The organism is Marinicella meishanensis (assembly GCF_019931145.1).
In the GTDB taxonomy this organism is placed as follows: Bacteria; Pseudomonadota; Gammaproteobacteria; order Xanthomonadales; family Marinicellaceae; genus Marinicella; species Marinicella meishanensis.
The window spans coordinates 405,456-424,595 of the sequence record NZ_JAIOUV010000004.1; the positions used below are offsets into that span (position 1 = coordinate 405,456).

29 protein-coding genes are annotated in these 19,140 nt (G+C 54.4%); 10 read left to right on the forward strand and 19 right to left on the reverse strand.

Features of this window, described 5'->3' with window-relative positions; translation table 11 throughout:
• Positions 1-26: 26 nt before the first annotated feature.
• Genes K7G70_RS09110 through lptM form a run of 4 tightly spaced genes read right to left on the reverse strand, consistent with a single transcriptional unit; the run spans position 27 to position 2,643 of the window.
• Positions 27-956, reverse strand: a complete 930-nt coding sequence (locus K7G70_RS09110) for a tyrosine recombinase XerC (RefSeq protein ID WP_223788314.1) — start codon at positions 954-956, stop codon at positions 27-29.
• Positions 934-1,620, reverse strand: coding sequence for a DUF484 family protein (locus tag K7G70_RS09115; RefSeq protein ID WP_223788315.1), 687 nt, complete (start codon positions 1,618-1,620; stop codon positions 934-936). Before K7G70_RS09115 ends, K7G70_RS09110 begins: the two co-directional genes overlap by 23 nt.
• A gap of 17 nt (positions 1,621-1,637) precedes the next feature.
• Positions 1,638-2,414, reverse strand: coding sequence for a diaminopimelate epimerase (gene dapF / locus K7G70_RS09120; protein WP_223788316.1), 777 nt, complete (start codon positions 2,412-2,414; stop codon positions 1,638-1,640).
• Positions 2,407-2,643 (reverse strand): LPS translocon maturation chaperone LptM, encoded by a 237-nt coding sequence (gene lptM, locus K7G70_RS09125; protein WP_223788317.1) that lies wholly within the window; start codon positions 2,641-2,643, stop codon positions 2,407-2,409. Before lptM ends, dapF begins: the two co-directional genes overlap by 8 nt.
• A gap of 62 nt (positions 2,644-2,705) precedes the next feature.
• On the opposite strand from lptM, the gene K7G70_RS09130 reads away from it, so the two are divergent.
• From K7G70_RS09130 to K7G70_RS09155, 6 genes are all read left to right on the forward strand, one after another.
• The gene (locus K7G70_RS09130) at positions 2,706-3,356 is read left to right on the forward strand and encodes an alpha/beta hydrolase (protein WP_223788318.1); all 651 of its coding nucleotides are present in this window, start codon (positions 2,706-2,708) and stop codon (positions 3,354-3,356) included.
• Between the two features lie 42 nt (positions 3,357-3,398).
• Positions 3,399-4,166 (forward strand): biotin--[acetyl-CoA-carboxylase] ligase, encoded by a 768-nt coding sequence (locus tag K7G70_RS09135; protein WP_223788319.1) that lies wholly within the window; start codon positions 3,399-3,401, stop codon positions 4,164-4,166.
• Positions 4,167-4,203: 37 nt separating this feature from the next.
• Positions 4,204-4,866 (forward strand): SPOR domain-containing protein, encoded by a 663-nt coding sequence (locus tag K7G70_RS09140; RefSeq protein ID WP_223788320.1) that lies wholly within the window; start codon positions 4,204-4,206, stop codon positions 4,864-4,866.
• Between the two features lie 2 nt (positions 4,867-4,868).
• On the forward strand, positions 4,869-5,894 hold the full coding sequence (locus K7G70_RS09145) for a glycosyltransferase (RefSeq protein WP_223788321.1): 1,026 nt from the start codon (positions 4,869-4,871) through the stop codon (positions 5,892-5,894).
• Between the two features lie 209 nt (positions 5,895-6,103).
• On the forward strand, positions 6,104-6,547 hold the full coding sequence (locus K7G70_RS09150) for an SRPBCC family protein (RefSeq protein ID WP_223788322.1): 444 nt from the start codon (positions 6,104-6,106) through the stop codon (positions 6,545-6,547).
• A complete protein-coding gene (locus tag K7G70_RS09155) occupies positions 6,544-6,867 on the forward strand; it encodes an ArsR/SmtB family transcription factor (RefSeq protein ID WP_223788323.1) in 324 nt (107 codons plus the stop codon). Before K7G70_RS09150 ends, K7G70_RS09155 begins: the two co-directional genes overlap by 4 nt.
• 18 nt (positions 6,868-6,885) lie before the next feature.
• Here the strand turns inward: K7G70_RS09155 and K7G70_RS09160 are convergent, their stop codons facing one another.
• Positions 6,886-7,233 carry a carboxymuconolactone decarboxylase family protein gene (locus K7G70_RS09160; protein ID WP_223788324.1) on the reverse strand — a complete coding sequence of 116 codons (348 nt, stop codon included), beginning with the start codon at positions 7,231-7,233 and terminating at the stop codon, positions 6,886-6,888.
• 148 nt (positions 7,234-7,381) lie between these two features.
• Between K7G70_RS09160 and K7G70_RS09165 the strand changes: the two genes are divergently transcribed.
• Positions 7,382-8,026, forward strand: a complete 645-nt coding sequence (locus K7G70_RS09165; RefSeq protein WP_223788325.1) for a sulfotransferase — start codon at positions 7,382-7,384, stop codon at positions 8,024-8,026.
• Between the two features lie 12 nt (positions 8,027-8,038).
• Here K7G70_RS09165 and K7G70_RS09170 read toward each other — a convergent pair whose 3' ends face one another.
• The 8 genes from K7G70_RS09170 to K7G70_RS09205 form a co-directional block, all read right to left on the reverse strand.
• Entirely contained in the window at positions 8,039-8,581 is a 543-nt protein-coding gene (locus K7G70_RS09170; RefSeq protein WP_223788326.1) for a hypothetical protein, read from the reverse strand.
• A gap of 103 nt (positions 8,582-8,684) precedes the next feature.
• Entirely contained in the window at positions 8,685-9,689 is a 1,005-nt protein-coding gene (locus K7G70_RS09175; protein ID WP_223788327.1) for a helix-turn-helix domain-containing protein, read from the reverse strand.
• A gap of 37 nt (positions 9,690-9,726) precedes the next feature.
• The gene (locus tag K7G70_RS09180; RefSeq protein ID WP_223788328.1) at positions 9,727-10,251 is read right to left on the reverse strand and encodes a cytochrome b; all 525 of its coding nucleotides are present in this window, start codon (positions 10,249-10,251) and stop codon (positions 9,727-9,729) included.
• Between the two features lie 69 nt (positions 10,252-10,320).
• On the reverse strand, positions 10,321-10,578 hold the full coding sequence (locus K7G70_RS09185; RefSeq protein WP_223788329.1) for a hypothetical protein: 258 nt from the start codon (positions 10,576-10,578) through the stop codon (positions 10,321-10,323).
• Entirely contained in the window at positions 10,575-10,784 is a 210-nt protein-coding gene (locus K7G70_RS09190; RefSeq protein WP_223788330.1) for a hypothetical protein, read from the reverse strand. The genes K7G70_RS09185 and K7G70_RS09190 overlap by 4 nt, the downstream gene beginning before the upstream one ends.
• The gene (locus tag K7G70_RS09195; protein ID WP_223788331.1) at positions 10,781-11,020 is read right to left on the reverse strand and encodes a hypothetical protein; all 240 of its coding nucleotides are present in this window, start codon (positions 11,018-11,020) and stop codon (positions 10,781-10,783) included. The genes K7G70_RS09190 and K7G70_RS09195 overlap by 4 nt, the downstream gene beginning before the upstream one ends.
• A complete protein-coding gene (locus tag K7G70_RS09200) occupies positions 11,013-11,534 on the reverse strand; it encodes a hypothetical protein (protein WP_223788332.1) in 522 nt (173 codons plus the stop codon). Before K7G70_RS09200 ends, K7G70_RS09195 begins: the two co-directional genes overlap by 8 nt.
• 20 nt (positions 11,535-11,554) lie before the next feature.
• Complete coding sequence (locus tag K7G70_RS09205; RefSeq protein ID WP_223788333.1) at positions 11,555-11,950, reverse strand: hypothetical protein; 396 nt, start codon at positions 11,948-11,950, stop codon at positions 11,555-11,557.
• Positions 11,951-12,048: 98 nt separating this feature from the next.
• Between K7G70_RS09205 and K7G70_RS17915 the strand changes: the two genes are divergently transcribed.
• The gene (locus K7G70_RS17915) at positions 12,049-12,177 is read left to right on the forward strand and encodes a hypothetical protein (RefSeq protein WP_255589931.1); all 129 of its coding nucleotides are present in this window, start codon (positions 12,049-12,051) and stop codon (positions 12,175-12,177) included.
• A gap of 48 nt (positions 12,178-12,225) precedes the next feature.
• Here the strand turns inward: K7G70_RS17915 and K7G70_RS09210 are convergent, their stop codons facing one another.
• The 6 genes from K7G70_RS09210 to K7G70_RS09235 form a co-directional block, all read right to left on the reverse strand.
• Complete coding sequence (locus K7G70_RS09210) at positions 12,226-12,672, reverse strand: antibiotic biosynthesis monooxygenase family protein (RefSeq protein ID WP_223788334.1); 447 nt, start codon at positions 12,670-12,672, stop codon at positions 12,226-12,228.
• 154 nt (positions 12,673-12,826) lie between these two features.
• Positions 12,827-14,014, reverse strand: a complete 1,188-nt coding sequence (locus K7G70_RS09215) for a HEAT repeat domain-containing protein (protein WP_223788335.1) — start codon at positions 14,012-14,014, stop codon at positions 12,827-12,829.
• 89 nt (positions 14,015-14,103) lie between these two features.
• Positions 14,104-15,645, reverse strand: coding sequence for an outer membrane protein assembly factor BamD (bamD, locus tag K7G70_RS09220; protein WP_223788336.1), 1,542 nt, complete (start codon positions 15,643-15,645; stop codon positions 14,104-14,106).
• A 10-nt stretch (positions 15,646-15,655) separates the two neighbouring features.
• Positions 15,656-16,399 (reverse strand): hypothetical protein, encoded by a 744-nt coding sequence (locus tag K7G70_RS09225; protein WP_223788337.1) that lies wholly within the window; start codon positions 16,397-16,399, stop codon positions 15,656-15,658.
• Complete coding sequence (locus K7G70_RS09230; protein WP_223788338.1) at positions 16,396-16,947, reverse strand: RNA polymerase sigma factor; 552 nt, start codon at positions 16,945-16,947, stop codon at positions 16,396-16,398. The genes K7G70_RS09225 and K7G70_RS09230 overlap by 4 nt, the downstream gene beginning before the upstream one ends.
• A 105-nt stretch (positions 16,948-17,052) precedes the next feature.
• Complete coding sequence (locus K7G70_RS09235; RefSeq protein WP_223788339.1) at positions 17,053-17,199, reverse strand: hypothetical protein; 147 nt, start codon at positions 17,197-17,199, stop codon at positions 17,053-17,055.
• 214 nt (positions 17,200-17,413) lie between these two features.
• On the opposite strand from K7G70_RS09235, the gene K7G70_RS09240 reads away from it, so the two are divergent.
• Positions 17,414-18,022, forward strand: a complete 609-nt coding sequence (locus tag K7G70_RS09240) for a DUF4166 domain-containing protein (protein ID WP_223788340.1) — start codon at positions 17,414-17,416, stop codon at positions 18,020-18,022.
• Positions 18,003-19,118 carry a saccharopine dehydrogenase family protein gene (locus K7G70_RS09245; RefSeq protein ID WP_223788341.1) on the forward strand — a complete coding sequence of 372 codons (1,116 nt, stop codon included), beginning with the start codon at positions 18,003-18,005 and terminating at the stop codon, positions 19,116-19,118. Before K7G70_RS09240 ends, K7G70_RS09245 begins: the two co-directional genes overlap by 20 nt.
• The last annotated feature ends 22 nt before the right edge of the window (positions 19,119-19,140 follow it).

Genomic DNA, 19,140 nt, shown 5'->3' on the forward strand with positions numbered 1-19,140 from the left:
TTCATGACGATCAACGATGAGATGAATTAAGACTCCGTCTCATTGACAGATGGGCCTTTCTTTTTCTTCGCCCGGGGGTGGGATTGGTCATACACTTTGGCCAGGTGTTGGAAGTTCAAATGGGTATATATTTGGGTGGTCGATAAATCGGCATGCCCCAGCATTTCTTGCACCGCCCTGAGGTCTCCCGACGACTCCAACAGGTGTGAGGCAAAGGAATGGCGCAACAAATGCGGGTACACCCGCTCCCACAGCCCTTGCTGTTGGGCCCAATGCTTGACCCGGGCTTGAATGCTGCGGTTTTTCAGCTGCGCGCCGCGCTTGCTGATGAACACATGCGGGGTGTCGCTCTGGTTCCAGGCCAGCGACAGCGGCTGCCATTGTTGCAACGCTTGCTTGGCCATTTTGCCCAAGGGCACCACCCGCTCCTTGCGCCCCTTGCCCAACACCCGCACCAGGCCAGAGGCCAGGTCCAGATCCGGCCAGGTCAGACCGGCGATCTCTGACAGGCGCAAGCCCGAGGAGTAAAACAACTCCAACAAGGCTTTGTCGCGAATCGCGATTTCAGTGGTGGCTGGGATGTCCAACAATTTGAACAAGGTGTCCACATCCAAAACTTCTGGCAAAGTGCGTTTGATCTTGGGAGTGCCGACCAAGGCCACTGGGTTGTGCGTCAGCACGCCCGGATGCTGCTGTTGACAGAAGGCAAAAAAGTTTTTCAGGTTGGAGCGGTAACGGGCCATGGACTTGGCCGCCGCCCCCTTGGCTGCGCGCTGCATCAGGTATTGGCGGATGTGCTGTTCTTTGATTTGACTGAGGTCCTGCTGCTGGGCTGCGGTCAAGCTCGCGGCGAAGTGGTTCAGGTCGCGGCGGTTGGCGTCCACCGTCAAAGGCGACAGCTGTCGGTGGGTGCTGAGGTGTTCCAAATAGGCTTCAAGACATGACTTGAGTTTCATCGGCCGGAGGTTGTTGGGCACAATGGGTGGCCACGATCTGACTGAGCTTTTGCAACAGGTCACTGGCCAAATTGGGGTGGAATTTTTCCTGATCACGACTGGCGAAGGCCATCAGACCATGTTGGGCCTGGCTGCCAATCGGCAACACCACCGCGGAGGCGATGTCATTAACCCCGGGAAACAGGCCGTTGAGCTGTTCTTGTTTGAGGCGTCCTGACAGCGGTTCGGCTTTGGCCTGGAACACCGAGAACTGCTTGCGTTGGTTGGCGGTGATAACGGCCAGGTGATCCGTTGCTTCGGTGACCAATGCCGCGTCCAATAACAACTTGAAATAGTCGCTGCTGAAGTTTTGTTCGACAAACTCAACCAGCTGCGGCAAAAACGCCTGCTCCCGAACCACCGCCAACTGAGTCAATAGATCAAACAAGCGGTTCATCATGGACTCGCTCTGGCCGGCGTTGCGGATCAGGTTGGCCAATTGGGTTTTCAATTGTTGGTTTTCTTGTTGCAGGCTGCGCAATTGGTGGGCGGTGAAGTCACTGACCGAACCATCCGCCTGGGTGATCTCCAAGGTATTGACCAATTCGGGATGCTGGCTGAAAAAGCCCGGGTTCTTCAGCAGGTATTTTTTCACCGCTTGTTGCAGTTTTTGTTCTTCACTCATGGGGTCTGGTTGTCCATTCAGTCGGCCACCACCACTTGACCACGGTAGGTGGCGCGGGCGGGACCGGTTAGGGTGATTTTATCACTGTCCAAATCATAACTGACTTTCACATCACCACCCAGCATCGACACGGTCAACGGCGTGGTGGTGGCCAATAAGGTGGCACTGGCAATGGCCGCGGCACATGCGCCACTGCCACAAGCCTGGGTTTCACCCACACCCCGCTCCACCACGCGCAGTTGGATGTGGTGGTCGTCGATCTTCTTCACCGCCTCGACATTGACGCCTTTGGGGAACTGGTTGGCCACGATGTGGCTGAACGGCTCCAGGTCTTTTTTGGTCAAATCGGGCTCATGGTAGACCCAATGGGGGTTGCCGATGTCGACAAAATACCCATCCACCCCAGCGATGGCCTGTTCCCGCACTTGCACGGCTTGGTCAAAAGTCACTGAAATGTGGTCGTCGTCTTTGTAGGTCAGGTGCACTTCGCCCCCCAGACCAGTCAGCCTGAGGTGGGTGACATCCACCTGTTGGCGGTGTAAGTACAAGGCGATGGCCCGTTGGCCATTGCCACATTGTTCGGGTTCGCCGCCATCGGCATTGAAAAAACGGTAGGTCAGGTCATCGCCTTTTTGGCCAATGATGATCAGTTGATCAAAACCGATGCCGGAGCGGCGATTGGCCCATTCAGCAATTTGTGCTGCCGGTGGTAAATAAGGTTCGGCACGGCAATCCAACAACATGAAATCGTTGCCCAAGGCGTGCATTTTTTCGAAGTTCACAACTTCAATCAAGTCCATCTCCAGTGCCCCCATCATCAACCTCATCAACAGCCTCAACGGCGGGGCCAGTTTCTACTGGCTCTTTGGGGATGTACAAATCACCCTTGTTGCCACAGGCACTCAACAACCACATCCCGCAAAGCAAGCAGCCACCGCGCCACAGGCGCTTGGCGAAAAGTGTGGAATCAGTTGGTTTGTGGTTCATGGCATTGGTCCCCTGTTGATGTTTTTGATTAAACATGATTTACCCTCACTTGGCGGTATAATAGAACGCTTTTCAACGGATAACAAGTCACCAGCCCAATGTTAGAATTCATAACCCACAAAACAGGCGAAAATCCCGAGCTTTTGGTCATCTGGCTGCACGGATTGGGCGCAGATGGTCACGATTTTGAACCCGTGGTGCCGCAATTTGCCAACCCCGACAAAGCCATTCAGTTCATTTTTCCCCATGCCCCGATTCAAGCCGTCACCATCAATGGTGGCATGCGCATGCGCGCCTGGTATGACATCAAGATGATGGACATCGGCAAACAACCCGACGAAGCCGGCATCCGCGAATCAGAACAGGCGGTGCTGGAACTGATTGAGGCCCAAATTGCCGCCGGCTTTCGCAGTGAGCAAATTGTGTTGGCAGGGTTTTCCCAAGGTGGGGCCATCACTTTGCAAACCGCCGCCCGCATGACCCAACGCCTGGCCGGTATCGTGGCCCTGAGTTGTTACTTGCCGATGCCTGAAAAGTTGACGGCCGAACAGACCGGTAACAACCTCAAAACGCCCCTGTTCATGGGCCATGGCACCTTTGATCCGGTGGTCCCCCAAGCGCTGGGCGAGCAGTCCTACCAAACCATGAAAGCCGCCGGCTATCAGGCCAGTTGGCACGAATACCCCTTGCAACACGGGGTGTCGATGGATGAATTGGAAGACATCAAACGGTTTCTGCTGTCCCTTTGAAGGTCACCTGTTGATGTGTGTGCTGTGATGTGAGGTGTGCCGGTGACCAGCGAACCCAAGCACCCCGACCCGATCGATCTGGCAGCCATCCAGCAGGCATTGCCTGCCATCAACTGTCAGTATGTCGACAGCATCGACTCTACCCAGGGCGCCGTGGTGGCCGATGGTTTGTTGATCGCCGATCACCAAAGTGCCGGTCAAGGACGCCGCGGTCATGCCTGGCTGACCCCACAGGGACGTTCCGTTTGTTTGTCGCACCGCTTCACTTTGCCCCTGCCACCGGCGCAAATGGCTGGGTATCAGATGGTGGCGGCGGTGGCCATTGCCGAGTCCATTTGGTCCTTTGAAGCCACCGCTGATGTTGCCCTGAAATGGCCCAATGATTTGTTGCACAACGGCGCCAAGTTCGCTGGGGTGTTGATCACCCTGCGCCCACAAAAAAACCAAACCGAAGTGACCTTGGGCATCGGCCTCAATTGGTCCCTGACCCCAGCGCAACGACAGCAAGTGGCACGGCCAGTGACCAATGTGCCGTTGACCCAACACCCCACGCGCAGCGCCTTCATCATTCGCTTGCTGCAACACATCCAGCGGCACAACCAGGCCTTTGTGGCTCATGGTTTGTCCCCGAGTTTACCTGTGTGGCAGGCCCACGATGCTTTGCGTGGCCAAACCCTGGCATTGGTCGGTGAAGGGCCAAACCACAGTGGTCGCTATGCCGGGGTTGACCCACAAGGCCAGCTGTGCCTGGAAACCGCTGAAGGAATCAAACATTTCTCCAGTGGCGAAGTCAGCGTCAAGGCCTTATAATTTGCCCCATTAACAACTCCCACATCCAAAAGTAAACATGCGTTATTTGTTCATCATCTTGTTGTTGGCCAACGTGGCATTTTTTGTCTGGGCCCAGCGCATGTCACCACAACCCCAAAGCAACTTCAAAGTGGTGGATGACGGGGTGGCCAAGTTGTCATTGACCAGTGAGGTGGAACCAGCGGTGGTGCACAGCGCCGGCAGCGACAACAACTCCGCGTTGAATGCCAACGTGCAACAAATGTGCTTCTCTGCCGGGCCTTTTGATGTCGAAGCCAATGTCCACGCGGCCAAAGAATCGATGGATCCGGTGGTGCTGAAAACCCACATCCGCAAAATCACCACCACCCAGGAAGCCGGCTATTGGGTCTACCTGCCGGCCTTGGCCAGCCGCGCCGAAGCCTTGAAACAAGGCCGCGAACTGGCCGCTGCTTTTGTTAAAGATTATTACGTGGTCACCTCAGGCGACAACGAAAACTCCATTTCCTTGGGCTTGTACCGCGAACCCTACAATGCCGACAACCGCATCGCCGAGTTGTCACAAAAAGGCTTTGATGTGAAAAAAGAAATTCGCATTGAACAGTGGCCTGAATTTTGGTTGGATTTCAGCGTCACCGAAGCCCAACTGGCTGGGCTGCCTGATTTGAAAGACAGTTATCCGGATGTCAGCCAAAACGAAGTGATCTGCAAAAGCAACTGATCATGTCACACATCCTGTTGGCCGACACCAGTCACCCCAAAGCCTATGATTTTGACCACCTGGCGGCCCAAGCCATGGGCGGCACCGAGTCCAGCCTGTTGCGCACCGCGGCCATTTTACACAACCAGGGTCATCCGGTGACTGTGTACCAACAAGCCCGCGAAAGGGCGGCCAATCAGCAGGGCATCCACTTCATCGGCCCCGAACAATTGGGTGAATTGTCCGCGCCCGATCACATTGTGGTGCTGCGCAAGTATCCACAGTTGTTTCGTTTTCACCGGCAGTTCCCACAAGCCCGTTTGCACCTGTGGATCCACACCTACAAAAACTGGGAATATGTGTTCAAACGTGGTCGCCGCCTACCCGCTTGGCAATTGATCACCAACTCACACACCCACGCCGCGCATTGTGATCGCTTGGTCAACCGCAGTGTCGTCGGGCGCCTGCTGAACTTGTTCAAAGCCCGGCTGCCCATTGCCACTTGCTACAACCCGATTCCCCGCTCCTTAAGCGAGCAACCCAAAGTCGAGCGCGACCCCAACAAGCTGCTGTTCCTGTCAGCGCCCAACAAGGGGCTGGGGCAAGTGCTCACAACATTCCAGCATATCAATCGCCACCTCAAAGATTTGCGCCTGTTTGTGGCCAACCCCGGCTACCGCCTAGACAACCCAACCGACATCCCCAATGTCACTTACCTCGGCGCCTTACCAGCGGCCCAGGTGCGTGAACACCTGGCCAGCAGCCTGTGCGTGTTTTACCCCCAAGACAGCTTTGCCGAGACCTTTGGTCTGATCTATGCCGAAGCCAATGCGCTGGGCACCCCGGTCATGGCCCACAACATCGGTGCCGCCCGTGAAATCCTGCACCCCAACAACCCGCTGATCAAAGCCCATGACCGCTACCAGATCACCAAAACCCTGGTTCAGTGGCAACGCCAGCTACCTGCCGTGTCGTACCGCGATGAATTCGATGACCCAGCCATATACCAACAATGGGCCAACGCATTGGACTTAGACCCAACGACTTGAACGCCACCATCAAGCCACAACAACGGCGACTGAAGTCGCCGCTCCAGCGTTTATTCGGAGCAGCGACTTCAGTCGCTGACATCAGCGCAGCTGATCAGCCATGAGCTTGAGCTGAGCGGTGGGTGATTTCCGCTTTATGCAACTTTTAGGTTGCATATTATTGACAACCATGTTTTAATGCCATCAACCTCAATATTTGGAGCACAACCATGCAAGATGTGATCGAACGAACCATTCAAATCCAGGCCCCGATGGAAAAAATCTACGCCGCCATCACCGACCCCGAACAGTTGGTTCAATGGTTTCCTAACTCGGTGGAAGGCAGCCTGGCCCCTGGGGAGCAACCGCTGTTTGGCTTCGGTGAGCACGGCAAAAGCCGGATCTATGTGGTGGCAGCCGAACCGCATCATTACTTTGCTTACCGTTGGGTGCCAGGCGCCAACCATTACGAAGGCGATGTGTTGCAGGTGGCCACCACCTTGGTGGAATTCACCATCACCGAAGAAGCGGTCAACCACTGCACCGTCACGGTCACCGAATCGGGTTTTGCTGGCTTGCCAGATGACATCAAAACCGATGCCTTCCAACAAAACAACCAGGGTTGGGATTTCATGGTCAATCGCCTGGTGCAGTTGCTGCAGGCTGCCGCATGAATCAAGCACAGGTGTTCAAAGCCCTGGGCGACCCAGCGCGGCTGACCATGATCAGCCGCCTGACCACGGCCGAACCGCAAACCATTGGTGAACTGTCGGCCGACCTCGGCATGAGCCGCCAAGGGGCCCGCAAACAACTCAAAGTGTTGGAGTCTGCGCAGTTGATCCAGCTGCGGCAAAAAGGCCGCCAAACCGAAGTGTCATTGGCCGTCGATCAACTGCAACAAGCCCGCCGCTTCATTGAACGGTTGGAACAACAGTGGGATCAAAGACTGCACGCCTTGAAAACATTGGTCGAAGGGCATCAGCCTGATGACTGAACCCGTCGAAATGTCAGCTCACAACCCCTGCTCTTGGAACTGGGCCATGGCCTGCATCGCTTCGATGCCATAAACCACCGAAGGTCCGCCACCCATGAGGATGGCCACCGACACGGTTTCGGCGATTTCGGCTTTGCTGGCACCAGCGGCCATGGCATCGTGCACATGGAAACTGATGCAGCCATCACAGCGCACCGTGATGGCGATGCCCAGGGCTATCAATTCTTTGGTTTTGCCATCCAGGACACCGGCCTCGACGCTGGCCTCATGCAGCTTGCCAAAGGCTTGCATCACAGCCGGTTGGTCTTGTCCGAATTGCTCCATCCATTGGTTCAGTTCGGCGTATTGGGCGGGAAAATTTTTCATCATGGACTCCGGTTTGCTGACATGGAATCAAGATTGTAGGCCAAGCACCGAGGCCGATGATTGACCCAAGTCAATCTTCTTGGCAAAGGCATCAGATTTGTTATCATAGAGGCCAAAACAACAACTGAATGCCAGCCAGATGCCTGCCATGACCCACAACAAAACCTTCGTGATTGGCCTGCCCCGGACCGGCACCACCAGTTTGTGTGCCGCGCTGTTAGAACACGGGTTTAAGGTGGCCCACACCGCCTACACCATCCGCACCTTTGAGTTGGCCCAAGTGGTGGCCGACACCCCGTGCTATGCCGACTACGCACAATTGGACCGCTTGTTTCCTGGGTCTGGGTTTGTCCATCTGCAGCGCCCGCTGGCTGCTTGGTTGCCATCCATGCAACAGCTGTTGCACAAAATGCAAGTCCAGATGCGACCTGAAGGCCATTTCAACCCGGTGATCAAACGCTGTTTCAACGACACCTTCGACCTGTTACAGGACCCTGAGCCGTTGGGGGTGGCCAATTTGAGTCGTTGTTTCCACCGCCACCACCAACAAGTGACGGACTATTTCAGCCACCGCCGAGATTGCTTGAGCCTGGCCATCGATCAGGCCGGTGGCCTGAGCCGTTTGTTGGCGTTCATGGGTCAAAGCGCGCCTGCCGACCTGGACTTCCCACACCTCAACGCCGGCAATCAGGTCAGCGCTTGGCGCAAGCTGAAACACCCCAACAAGGTTAATTCCAGCGCCGCAGGCGAGTCCCGCAGGCGCTTTTTTGACTACGCACAACTCAAAGTTTGAGGCCCATCGGGCTCATGGGACCAAAGCACATGCGGTCGACTTGGGCGCGGCCACCCGCTTCGCCTCATAGCACCATATACAATCCAACTGAAAGCCGCCATTGTCGTAAATGCGGATCAAGTTGGCCACATAGTGATCCGGGCTGTGGCTGGTGAAGCGCATCTGATCCACATAGGTGCCGTGTTGGTCTTGGCCAGGAAAGGATTCAATCACCGAACCCGCTTGGGCGATCGCCGTACCTGTGCCTGAAGGGCTGCCAAAGGGTACCCAGGTGATTTGCCACAATTGTTTCACCGGATCCCAGGTGCGCAGGGTGGAACCCACCGCATCAGCGGACTGCGCCATGTCGATGCACAAATCATCTTGGATCACGCCCACCGAATTGCGGTACACATGACCCGTGCCCGAACCGGACACGTGGGTCTGATCTGCTTGCATGGCCTTGGCCTCGATTTGCCAATGGCCCAGTTTGAATTGGTAGTCGGTGGGGGTGGCGGCTCCAGCCGGCAAGGTTGCCATCACCAAGGTGCAGCCAGCGGCCAACATCTTCGTCATCTTCATCATTTGCTCCCATTGAAAACCACCCATGATAGGGCTCAAGCCGCTGCCGTCTTCTCAACGGCGGTAGATGAGAAACATTGATCCATAATAAAGCGGTTTATGGCGCCTGTTTTTTGAAGACACCAGGAGACTGGCCGGTGATTTGTTTGAAGGCCCGATAAAATGTCGCCGAACTGTTGTAGCCCACATCATAGCCAATGGTGGATACCTGGGCTTCAGGCCGGTTGCAGATTTGTTGTTGGGCATCTGCCACGCGTTGGGTGTTGAGCCAGTGGTGAAAGCCGCTGTTGGGAGGTTGATTGAACCAGGCTGACAACAGCCGTGCGGAACAGCCCAAGGCCTGGGCCAAACCCGGCAAGTCCAGGGTTGCTTCTCGATGGATTTTTTGCTCCCGTACCAGGCGTTGCAAGGGTGCGGTAAAATCGATTGGGGGAGCGGGTCGCTGGGCTTGAATCAAATGTCCGGTGCGGGTCACATGCAACAAAGTGATGCCGGCCACCAGCAGCGCCAGGGACACCAGCGACAGCAGGTCCCAAAACGCCCAATACCGCTGCCCCACAAACAATCCCAGCCAAGTGATGCCAGAGCTCAGCAAATAACTGCCTGACAAGCCCAACACCAGCCACATCAGGCTGCGATTGGGCTGTGGTTGCATCCCAAAGCGACGCCAGATCAACAGCCAGTACCCAAACCAGTGCAACAAGAACAACAACCAAAACCACATTTTGTGCGCACCCCGACCATAATACGCCGCTGATTTGAGTGCCGGATCCAGGTGGTAAAAAGTCAACAACCAGACAAAGGCCAACAGCGCTGGCACCCCATGCCACCGCACTTGAGACCAATTGGGTTGTTTGGGGTGGAGCATCAGCCACATGGTTGGCCCATTGGCAAACAGCAGCCAAGTACCGGCATGCAACCAGTTGGGATGGCGTTCATAAAACGTGCCCATGCTGAGCAGGGCTTGCAACAACTGCACCCCCACACAGAACAAGAACAACACCATCGGCCAATAACGGTCGTGGCGGGCAGACTTGATCGACAAACCCAACAGCAACACCGCGAGCATCAACAAACTCGCTGATAACAGGGTGTGAATCATGAGTTGCCTAGCGACTTAAGACCTGATTGGGATTGGCTCAACCACCCATCCGCTTAAACACTTCGGCTTGGCTTTTGCGGTGTTTGAGGGCCATGGCCACGTGCCCCAGCAACAAGACCAGCAACACCCAGCCCAATTCACCGTGCCAGTCACCACCCAACTTCAACATCCAGTCAATTTTATCGCCTTCAAAGCCAGCGAACAGCGGGATGCCGAAGGGCTCAAAAGCCCGGCCCGACCCGTATTGGCGGATCAAAGCAATGGTTGGCACCGCAATCACCAACAGGTACAAGATCGCATGACCCAGCTTGGCCGCCAGATTGATCGATGGCGGGCGCCGCTTGGCATTGAACAAGGCCCACAGCAAGCGCAACACCATCAACAGCAACAACAACACGCCCAACGGTTTGTGGCTGGGCCAAAAGAACGCTTCGATGGCGGTGTCTTCAAGAAAATAGTGCGCGCCGGCACTGAGGAATTGCCACAAGATCAACAGCGCCATGCCCCAATGCAAGGTGCGACTGACCAAACCATATCGTTCTCGGTTGTCTTTGATTGCCATGTTTGATACCTGGTGTTGAAACGGCTTATTAGCTTAACAGAACCGCTGCCCCGAGCGCATGATTTGTGGTCATTTCAGTGCGTATTGTTGTTGCAACTGTTGCAGCCTGTCCGCCGGCCCACTGATCGACCATTCAAACCAATTGCTCCATTCGAATTCAAGCGTCTCTGCACCCTTGGTCAAAGTCAGGCTGTCGTAATCTATACCTTTGTCAAAGGCCAATGGGCTGTATTCCTGGGTCTTGCGCCAGCCGGTTTGCTTCAGATCCGCGATGATCTGATTGCCCACTTCGGTTCTGATGTGTTCAATTTCGGTGGTTGCTGTCACCCCAAGAACCCCAGCAACTCAAGCAATCCGGCCAGCATCAAAAAGGGGCCCAGGTATTTGGCCGAATGGCCAAATTTTTTATGCCACAATTCATGTTTGGCCGGGTCTTTGATTTTCCTGGGCAACACCCGATGCGCCAACAAGGTCAAGTACAACCCGCCCAAGAGAGGAATCAAACCACTGTATTTTTCATAGATCTCAATCATTCATCCTCCGGCTTGTTGGCATACCAGGACAGCCACAAAATGATCACCAACGCAATCACCGCTGTGGCTCCAGCAGCCAGCAACCACCGGGTGTTCAATGCCCCACCCCGCTCCAGGGTCAAATAAGCATTGAAGCCAATGCCCAATGGGATCCAGCACAGCATGATGGCCAACTTCGTTTTGCTGACCAATTTCGGCGTTGGCTTTGGCTTGGCTTTGTTCTCAGGTTCATTCATGGGCTTTGATTTGTCTGATGATGTGGTTCATAAACATCATGTGGTCTTTCGAATCGGCGTTGACTGAAGCCGTCACCCAATGTTGCTCCAGAAACACGATGCGCTTGTTGATTTCGGTGCTGTCATAGATCACCACACCGTCGTTTTCCAAGCGGGTATAGTGTTGTTTCCATCCGGTATACATATATTTTTTTTGTTGCCAGGCCAAGGCCGCAGCCGCCGACTCGAATTCGAAGTATTTCAATTCCACCTGGACCGTGAGGTTGCTGGCCTGGCGGTAGGCCAAGTTGGCCATGCTGGTGACGCCAATGGTGCGGTACTGTTCAATGGTTTGGCCCATGGACTGGGCAAAAAACGCCGGTGGGTTGTGCAAGTCTTCGATCACCACACCGGTGCCGCCTTGCCAGCCCGGGCCAATTTCAGCCGGCTTGGGTAAACGGATGTCCATGGCGGCCACCCATCCCGGCAACAGCAAACACATCACTGGCAGCCAAACCCACAGTGATCGTTGCATGATGGCTGTGCGTTTCGCCATCATGAGCCCAACATGGCCACCAAAGACTCAAAGTGAATCAACAGGTACAACCAGGCAATGGCGTTGCCATACAACAACACCGGAAGGGTCCAAACCAGCATCACCCACAGTCCTTGATGCAAGCCGATGATCAGCAAAGTCAGGATCAAGCCCATGTACAAGTCGAGCATAATTTGACGGCCCCAAAAATAGCCTGCCATGCTGCGCACCGTGAGGATCAAATTTTCTTTTCGAGAACAGTGAATGGTGTACAGCATGAAGGCCACAAACACCGCCCACAACAGGGCTTTGAGCCACCCCAGCGCACCGCTGAAAACCAACAGCTCCGGATGTCCATGCCAATAAAATGCCCCCACTGCCAGCAACACATAGACCAACCAGGCCACTACATTCATCGACATATCTTCAATTCCTGCGTTTGAAACCATTTTCAATTATACCGCTTTCAAAGGGCAATCGGCATGGTTAACAGAGGGTACTGCGTGGGGAGGGTTTGGCACAGTCCTACCGGATTGACTTGAAACGGACCAACTCAGGCACTGATCGGTCGGAGTTGTTGGTGGCGGTGGGTGATGGGGCGACCGGCGTGGTGCGCCATTTGATTGATCAGGCAGCGGGTTGAATTTGGGTCTGATATCGCCAACGAAAAGGCAACTGCTGGATCGTATTTTTAAGCCATCAAGGCATCATTCGTGATGTGTGGTAAATCCACATGAGCGAATGAATAACGCAGGGGGCTGGAAAATACGATCCAGCCCAAAAGGTTAAGGCTGAAAATGCCACACACTGCGTTGCTCATCGCTCGATTGGAATGACCAAACCACGCGATTCGCGCCTGGATTGTGACATTTTCAGAATTAACAGATACATTTTCGTTGGCGACATCAGTCCCTAACACCTCTCTGTTGGCCAGCGAGGCTTGGTGGGATTGTTGGCTGTCCCAGATTTTGGTGACCATCACCCGGTCTGGATCGGCCATGCCCTGCAACACGATGAACGATTGACAACCAGGCAGGTTTTCAATGATGGCGGCCGCTTCGGACAGGATGCGGACCAAATCGTCGCCCTTGCCCTTGACGGCTTTGAACGTGACTTGGATGCCAAATGTGTGACTCATGGTTGTTGGTGGCTGACTGGTTTATTCAGGGTAGCATGGTGGACGATGTTTTACCGTGAGCCACATCACGATGATCCGGTGTTGGCTGGCCCTGAAGACCCAGCCACCAGCGAAAACCCTGGCGGCTGGGGTATGGCCCCGGGGCCACGGTCAATCAGAGCAGGTCTTCCAACTGTTTCAAGGTGGCTTCATCCTCGGTTTGGGTCAACCAAAACAAGGCCTGCTTTTTCACCGAGCGGGCATAATGGCCTTTGACCACTTGCAACAAGGCTTTGGCTGACTGCTCAGACGGCAATTGCGACAACACAAACACCGCATTGTCCAATTCACCGCGATCTTGGCGGGTGTTCAACAATGCCAAGGCGGCTTTCTCGGCCCGCTGGGGGCTGTTTTGCGCCAACCAAAACAAGGCTTTTTCGCGCACTTCGGCATCCAAGTGGTCTTTGACCAACTTGGCCAATTCGTCATTGGCCTCGTCACTGTTGATCTGTGACAGGCTGAAGATGGCTTTTTCTTTCACCTCACGGCGCTCGGTGTGGCTCATCAAATCGACCAAAAATGCCGGCAAATCGGCCACTTGATCGGTTTGACTCAACCAGAAAATCGCATCGGCTTGTTGTTCACCATCTGACTCATCTTGGGCAATGGCTTGCAACAGTTCCACCGCCTCGGTGGTGCGGTTTTGACTCAAGGCAAAATTGATTTTGCGTCTGACCTCACCCACCGGCAAGGTCTCATACAGTTCCTGCAAATGGGCAAACCCATCTTGCTCTCTTTGTCCCAGCCAAAACACCGACTGCTCAGAGTAACCGTCCTGGTTGTTGGCTGCCAGGTCGTACAAGGCGCGGGCAGCGGCTTCACCGGCATGCAAACTCAACACATACAAGGCGCCATTTTCATCACCTTCTTGTTGGTTGGTGACGGTGTCGGTCAACCAATCAATGCTGTCCTGGCTGTCCACCGCAGTCAGCCAATCAATGGTCAGTCCATCGGCTTTGACCTCGCAGTGGTCTCCGACTGGCAGCATGCGCTTAATGGCGCCGTCATCCATGTGCACAAACACATGAATGAAGTCGGTGTTGGGGCTGTGACTGGACGAGCCATATCCATACTGTTTTTCATTCAAATCACAGACCGTTTGTTCACCCTGGTTCCAACAACACATGGAAGGGGTGTCCACCGCCGCTGGCACGCTGTAAGCCAGCCAGCCATCGTGTTTTTGGCTGTGGGCCGACAAGGACGCATCAACGCGATTGATGTCCAACTGGGGGAATTGGGCCCAGCATGCGCTGCTGCAAAAAACAGCGGTCAGGGCCAGGGTGTGTTTCATCTTTTTCAACATAAAGGTCTCCGGTTGGCGCTGGACTTGGGGCCCAGCGCGGGTTCAGTTCAAGGTGGGGGATTTGGGCCGGTTGCCCAGCCCTGTTGGGGTCAGTCTTCGATGGCGTCGATCAAAGCATCGGGATCGGTGATACCAATCGTCTTGATGATCATCTTCTTCACTTCATGATCGGTTTCTTGCTTCAACAGCTGGACCATGGCATCGGCATTGCCTTGCATCATCAAGGCATGCAGCACGCCTTGCTTGACTTCGGCATCACCTTCTTTGAAGCGGTCCATCAAGAAATCCACATTCAGTTCAGATGAACTCATACCAAAAGCTTCAAACAGACTGCGGTCATTGGCCAATTCGGGGTCGGCCTCATACAGGCCCATCAACACATCGGTGGCGTCCATCACCCCGAACAAACGGATGATGGCGGACTTGATTTCGGGGTCGGTTTCCGTGTCATATACCTGTCGCAAACCGTCCACTTCGTCCATCGCCATCAAGGTGCTGAGTAAAGACTGTTTGCGCTCGGTGCTGTTTTCTTGCTGGAAAATGTCAATCACCACTTGCGGGTCCACATCGGTGGCGATGAACACCCCGGTGATGGCATCCTTTTCCGACTCATCGGTGGCTTTTTGATACAAGCGGGCCAAATAATCACCCATGTTGTCGTCATCCACCATGACCAGTGATTGGATCGCTTTGGTTCTGATGCTGGGGTCTTTTTCGTTGTCGATCACATAGTACAAATAGGCGGCATCACCGGACAAAGCCAAGGCTTCCAAAATGGCCCGGCGCGAGTCACCCTGGGACTTTTGATACAGGTCTTTCAAAGCCGCCGACTCCCCTTTGATGCCCAGCATGCGGATCAGGCTCACATTCAAATCAGGGTCACTTTCTTTTTTCAACAAGGCGATCAATTCGTCGCTGTCATCGTGGTGGATGAAGCCCTGGATGATGGCCGCTTTGAGGTCGCGGCTTTGGCTGTTTTCATACAGCTGCAACAGTTTCTTGCGGCTTTCGATGCCATCACGCAAGCTCAGCATTTGAATCGCCTGGTGTTGTAAGCCCTGATTTTGTTCGGTGCCAATGTAACGGAACAGGTAGTCCACGACCGCCTCGCTGTCGCTGATGCCCAACAGCTGGATGGCGTTCATTTTGACCCGTTCTGAATTCGATTGCTCCAACATGTCATAGACTTTGGGCAAGGCTTTTTCGGGGTTGTTGAACATGATCTGCTGCAAGGTGAACAGTTTCAACTCTTCATCCAAGGCCGCCTGATGCGTGCCTTGTTCATCGCTGTCACCGTGTTCGAACAACAACACTTGGGCGTCATCGGCCCAATCAGAGTTCGGGTGATTGCGGATCAAGCGCTCCAGCAAACGGCGGGCTTGGGCCCGTTGTTTGACCTGGTAATGGGCATAGCCCTGCCAGTATTGTGCAGCGGCCTGTAATTTGCGGTCTTTGGCAGCCTCCTCGAAAGCTTCGATGGCATCTCGCCAATCCTTGCTTTGCATCGAGACTTGTCCCAATTCATAGGCTTCCAGGGCATCCGCTGATTGGGCCATCACCCAGGTGTGGCTGCACAGCATGAATCCCAGTGCCATGGATTTGAATGCTTTGGTTAAATGAATGGTTTGCATGGGTTTGCTCCTAAATAAGATCGTTGGTTTGAGCCAGTTGTTGTTTCATGGTTTTGATTTGAAACATCAGGTCGCTGGACGATGAGTCCTTGACCCAATTGACTCGGGGTTGGCCATGGGTTTGGTTGGGGTTGCCTGCGGCTGAGCCATTGGCATACTCCAATAAAATCGGTTCCAGGTCTTGTAACAATTGGCTGGTAAACTGGCTGTCGTGTTGCGCCAAGGCCCGTTTGAACAGGCGATTGGATGACAGCAAGCGTTGCGCCGTGGCTTGGCTGTTGAAGGCGCCATTGCCGTTGCTGACTTGGGTCAAAAAGATTTCACTTTGGGTCAGGTGTAACTGGATGTTTTGGGCCAGCAACTGCTCTTGTAGCTGCCGATTCAACGCATCATCGGTTTGGTTTTTACCGACGTAGAACGACACCAACACCAGACCAATCACCAAGGCAAAACTGGCCAGTGAATACTGTGGCATCAGCCAGTAATTCTGCAATTTTTGCCACCAGCTCAAGCGGGGTAATTCAATGCCTGGGTTGTCGTCAAGCCGGTCGGCAATCCGTTCCCACAGTTGTTGGCCATAATCTTCGGCCAGTGGATGTTGTTGTTCTGCAGCGCGTTCTATGGCGTTCATGTCAGCCTCCAATTGGTTCAATTGATCACAGACTTCGGGCGACTGCAAGCCGTCATCGCGGGTCTTGTCATCGGTCTCATTGAAATAAATCATCAATAATTTTTCGTCGTCTTTGTGATTCATGCGCTCACCTCTACTTTCAGTTGTTTGCGGAGCTTTCGCACCGCCCTGAATATGGTTTGTTTACAGGCATTGCTTTTGATTTTCAGTTCCTGGGCGGTTTCCTCAATGGAATAGCCCTGGTGGTGTTTCATGGTGATGGCCAACCGTTCCACATCGCTCAAGTCCGACATGGCACGCATCAAACGCTGATTCAAATCCAGCTGATCCACTGTGTCGATGCCGTCTTCGGCCAATTCCAATTGGGGACATTCCTGATCCAGTGAATGGGCCAACTGGCGATTGGCTTTGCGCAGGTAGTCGATGGATGTGTTGGTGGTGATGCGCAACAACCAAGTGGAAAACTTGGCTTTGGATTGATACCGCCCAATCGCTTGAAACGCTTTGATAAAGGTTTCTTGGGCGATGTCTTCGGCGTGGCTGGCATCGGCCGTGTATCGATAGGCCAAACGGTTGACCGCCTGTGCATAGTGCAACACGATCAGGCGAAATGCGTTCTTATCGCCCTGGGTTGCTTTGACAACCGTTTTGTCATCGATTTCATTCATCATGCCAGCTTAAACGCAGCCACCACGGATTTGGTTATATTTTTTTGTCGGATTTTTTGTGGGCGGGGAACCCAAAGGGGATCAGTGGCGCAAGAAATCCATTTTTTGTCAGATTTTTTGACTCAAGCCCCTGGCACATTGCAACAACTCCACACACACGCCCTTGATCCCGGACTCGGGAAAGCAGTCATTGATCCGTGTGCTTAATCGGTCAATGGTTTGGATGATTTTGCTGATTTCCAATGCTTGGTACATCAGCGAATTGTCCCATCATCAGACCACCACCGTCAACCAAGCACCACGCCCGGTACTCACTCAGGCAGCCACATGATCAAGCCCACCACCAGCAGCACAGCGGCAAACAGCACCAGATTCAACAACGATTCAAGCATGGCAGGTGACCTGCGATTTCAATGGGATTGTGTGGCCGCACATGGTAACATGACAGCACCCGCAAAGGACGCCTCCAATGCCCAAAAAAAACACCATCAAATGGCACTTAGGTCCCCATTGGCATCAACTCCACCCCAATGTGCAACGCCGCTTCAACCGCTTACCCAGTGCAGGCGCGCCGATCATATATGATGGCATCATGGAGCAAGTCGCCTGTTCCCGGGCCGGCTGGTTGTTCGCCTTCCTGTCGCAAATCATTGGCAACCCTTTGAGTCCCCACCAAGGCACCCATGTGCCCATGGCAGTGGTGCTGACCACCCGCCCTGGCAAACCCGGGGTTTATTGGCAACGCACCTACCAATTTCCAGGCAAACGGCCCTTCAGTGTCACCTCAGTGAAAAAAGACGACCGGGGGCGGATGATGGAAATGGTCGGCGGTGGCTTTGGCATGTTCTTGGACGTGTTTGCCAAAAACGGTGAATTGCATTTCAAAAGCAGCCGCTATTTCTGGAAATTATGGCGCTGGTATGTGCCCTTGCCGCATTGGCTCAGCCCCGGTGAAACCCACGTGATCCACCAGGATTTGGGTGGTGACGATTTCCGTTTCACCATCACCATGGACCACCCTGTGTTGGGCCGCACCTTTTACCAAACCGGTGTGTTTCATGAGCGCCAAGCGACCTGACGTTTTGTTGCTGGGTGGCTACGGGGTGTTTGGCCATCGCATCGCCTCCGCCCTGTGCCAGCGGGCCATCCATGTCATCATCAATGGCCGTCGACAGGCCCCGGCCATCGCTTTGCGTAATCGCTTGCGACACCAGCACCCCAACGCCTCGGTAGCGGTGGCGGTGTTTGATGTCAGCCAAGATTTGTCTGCCCAATTGGCCCAGCTCAAACCTCGGGTGGTGGTCCACACCTGCGGCCCGTTTCAAGGCCAAGACACCCAAATCGCCAAGGCCGTGATCCAAGCCGGTTGTCATTACATCGATCTGGCCGATGGCCGCGATTATGTGCAAAACATGTTGGCCCTGGATGCCGCTGCCCAAGCCCGTGGGGTGAGTGCCATCACTGCCGCCAGCACCGTACCGGCTTTGTCCTCGGCGGTCTTGGCGCAACTGCGTGATCGACATGGCATCCAACAATTTGATCAGGTGCGCATCGGCATCACGCCCGGCCAAAAAACACCCCGGGGCTTGGCCACCACCCAAGCGGTGCTGTCCTATTTGGGCCGGCGCTTGGCACCCTGGCCAGGCATGCGCCAAACCAGTTATGGCTGGCTCGGTTTGCATGCCCAAGCCTATCCCACCATAGGTCGCCGCTTGATGGGGCATTGCGAAGCGGCTGACTTGGACTTTTTTGCGGCCCACTTCAACATCAAGTCACTGTCTTTTGCCGCCGGGATGGAAAGCAAGCTGTTGCATGTGTTGATGTGGTTGGCAGCCGGATTGGTGCGTTTGGGCCTGCCCCTCAACTTGACCAAACAAGCGGACAAATTGTTGCGCATGAGTCACTGGTTTGACCGCTTGGGAACCGCCGATGGCGGCATGCATGTGGCCATCGAAGGCCGCAACGAACAAGGGGATCGCATCCAGAGAACTTGGTTCTTGGAGGTATTCGATGGACAGGGACCGTGGGTGCCGGCAATGCCAGCGGTGTTGATGTGCGAGAAAATTATGCGAAATCAGACCACGGCAGGCGTGGTGCCTTGTATTGAATTGTTGACGCTGGATGAATACCTCGGTGCCTTACCACCGAAGCATCACCAATCCAGTTGGCATTAGGACCTGTTGATACCAACCGAAA

What these genes read in the sequence shown, in the direction of transcription:
- K7G70_RS09110 (WP_223788314.1), bottom strand. Translation starts at nt 956, where the DNA reads ATGAAACTCAAGTCATGTCTTGAAGCCTATTTGGAACACCTCAGCACC.
- K7G70_RS09115 (WP_223788315.1), bottom strand. Translation starts at nt 1,620, where the DNA reads ATGAGTGAAGAACAAAAACTGCAACAAGCGGTGAAAAAATACCTGCTG.
- lptM (WP_223788317.1), bottom strand. Translation starts at nt 2,643, where the DNA reads ATGTTTAATCAAAAACATCAACAGGGGACCAATGCCATGAACCACAAA.
- K7G70_RS09130 (WP_223788318.1), top strand. Translation starts at nt 2,706, where the DNA reads ATGTTAGAATTCATAACCCACAAAACAGGCGAAAATCCCGAGCTTTTG.
- K7G70_RS09140 (WP_223788320.1), top strand. Translation starts at nt 4,204, where the DNA reads ATGCGTTATTTGTTCATCATCTTGTTGTTGGCCAACGTGGCATTTTTT.
- K7G70_RS09145 (WP_223788321.1), top strand. Translation starts at nt 4,869, where the DNA reads ATGTCACACATCCTGTTGGCCGACACCAGTCACCCCAAAGCCTATGAT.
- K7G70_RS09150 (WP_223788322.1), top strand. Translation starts at nt 6,104, where the DNA reads ATGCAAGATGTGATCGAACGAACCATTCAAATCCAGGCCCCGATGGAA.
- K7G70_RS09155 (WP_223788323.1), top strand. Translation starts at nt 6,544, where the DNA reads ATGAATCAAGCACAGGTGTTCAAAGCCCTGGGCGACCCAGCGCGGCTG.
- K7G70_RS09160 (WP_223788324.1), bottom strand. Translation starts at nt 7,233, where the DNA reads ATGAAAAATTTTCCCGCCCAATACGCCGAACTGAACCAATGGATGGAG.
- K7G70_RS09165 (WP_223788325.1), top strand. Translation starts at nt 7,382, where the DNA reads ATGACCCACAACAAAACCTTCGTGATTGGCCTGCCCCGGACCGGCACC.
- K7G70_RS09170 (WP_223788326.1), bottom strand. Translation starts at nt 8,581, where the DNA reads ATGACGAAGATGTTGGCCGCTGGCTGCACCTTGGTGATGGCAACCTTG.
- K7G70_RS09175 (WP_223788327.1), bottom strand. Translation starts at nt 9,689, where the DNA reads ATGATTCACACCCTGTTATCAGCGAGTTTGTTGATGCTCGCGGTGTTG.
- K7G70_RS09180 (WP_223788328.1), bottom strand. Translation starts at nt 10,251, where the DNA reads ATGGCAATCAAAGACAACCGAGAACGATATGGTTTGGTCAGTCGCACC.
- K7G70_RS09190 (WP_223788330.1), bottom strand. Translation starts at nt 10,784, where the DNA reads ATGATTGAGATCTATGAAAAATACAGTGGTTTGATTCCTCTCTTGGGC.
- K7G70_RS09195 (WP_223788331.1), bottom strand. Translation starts at nt 11,020, where the DNA reads ATGAATGAACCTGAGAACAAAGCCAAGCCAAAGCCAACGCCGAAATTG.
- K7G70_RS09200 (WP_223788332.1), bottom strand. Translation starts at nt 11,534, where the DNA reads ATGCAACGATCACTGTGGGTTTGGCTGCCAGTGATGTGTTTGCTGTTG.
- K7G70_RS09205 (WP_223788333.1), bottom strand. Translation starts at nt 11,950, where the DNA reads ATGAATGTAGTGGCCTGGTTGGTCTATGTGTTGCTGGCAGTGGGGGCA.
- K7G70_RS09210 (WP_223788334.1), bottom strand. Translation starts at nt 12,672, where the DNA reads ATGAGTCACACATTTGGCATCCAAGTCACGTTCAAAGCCGTCAAGGGC.
- K7G70_RS09215 (WP_223788335.1), bottom strand. Translation starts at nt 14,014, where the DNA reads ATGTTGAAAAAGATGAAACACACCCTGGCCCTGACCGCTGTTTTTTGC.
- bamD (WP_223788336.1), bottom strand. Translation starts at nt 15,645, where the DNA reads ATGCAAACCATTCATTTAACCAAAGCATTCAAATCCATGGCACTGGGA.
- K7G70_RS09225 (WP_223788337.1), bottom strand. Translation starts at nt 16,399, where the DNA reads ATGAATCACAAAGACGACGAAAAATTATTGATGATTTATTTCAATGAG.
- K7G70_RS09230 (WP_223788338.1), bottom strand. Translation starts at nt 16,947, where the DNA reads ATGATGAATGAAATCGATGACAAAACGGTTGTCAAAGCAACCCAGGGC.
- K7G70_RS09235 (WP_223788339.1), bottom strand. Translation starts at nt 17,199, where the DNA reads ATGTACCAAGCATTGGAAATCAGCAAAATCATCCAAACCATTGACCGA.
- K7G70_RS09240 (WP_223788340.1), top strand. Translation starts at nt 17,414, where the DNA reads ATGCCCAAAAAAAACACCATCAAATGGCACTTAGGTCCCCATTGGCAT.
- K7G70_RS09245 (WP_223788341.1), top strand. Translation starts at nt 18,003, where the DNA reads ATGAGCGCCAAGCGACCTGACGTTTTGTTGCTGGGTGGCTACGGGGTG.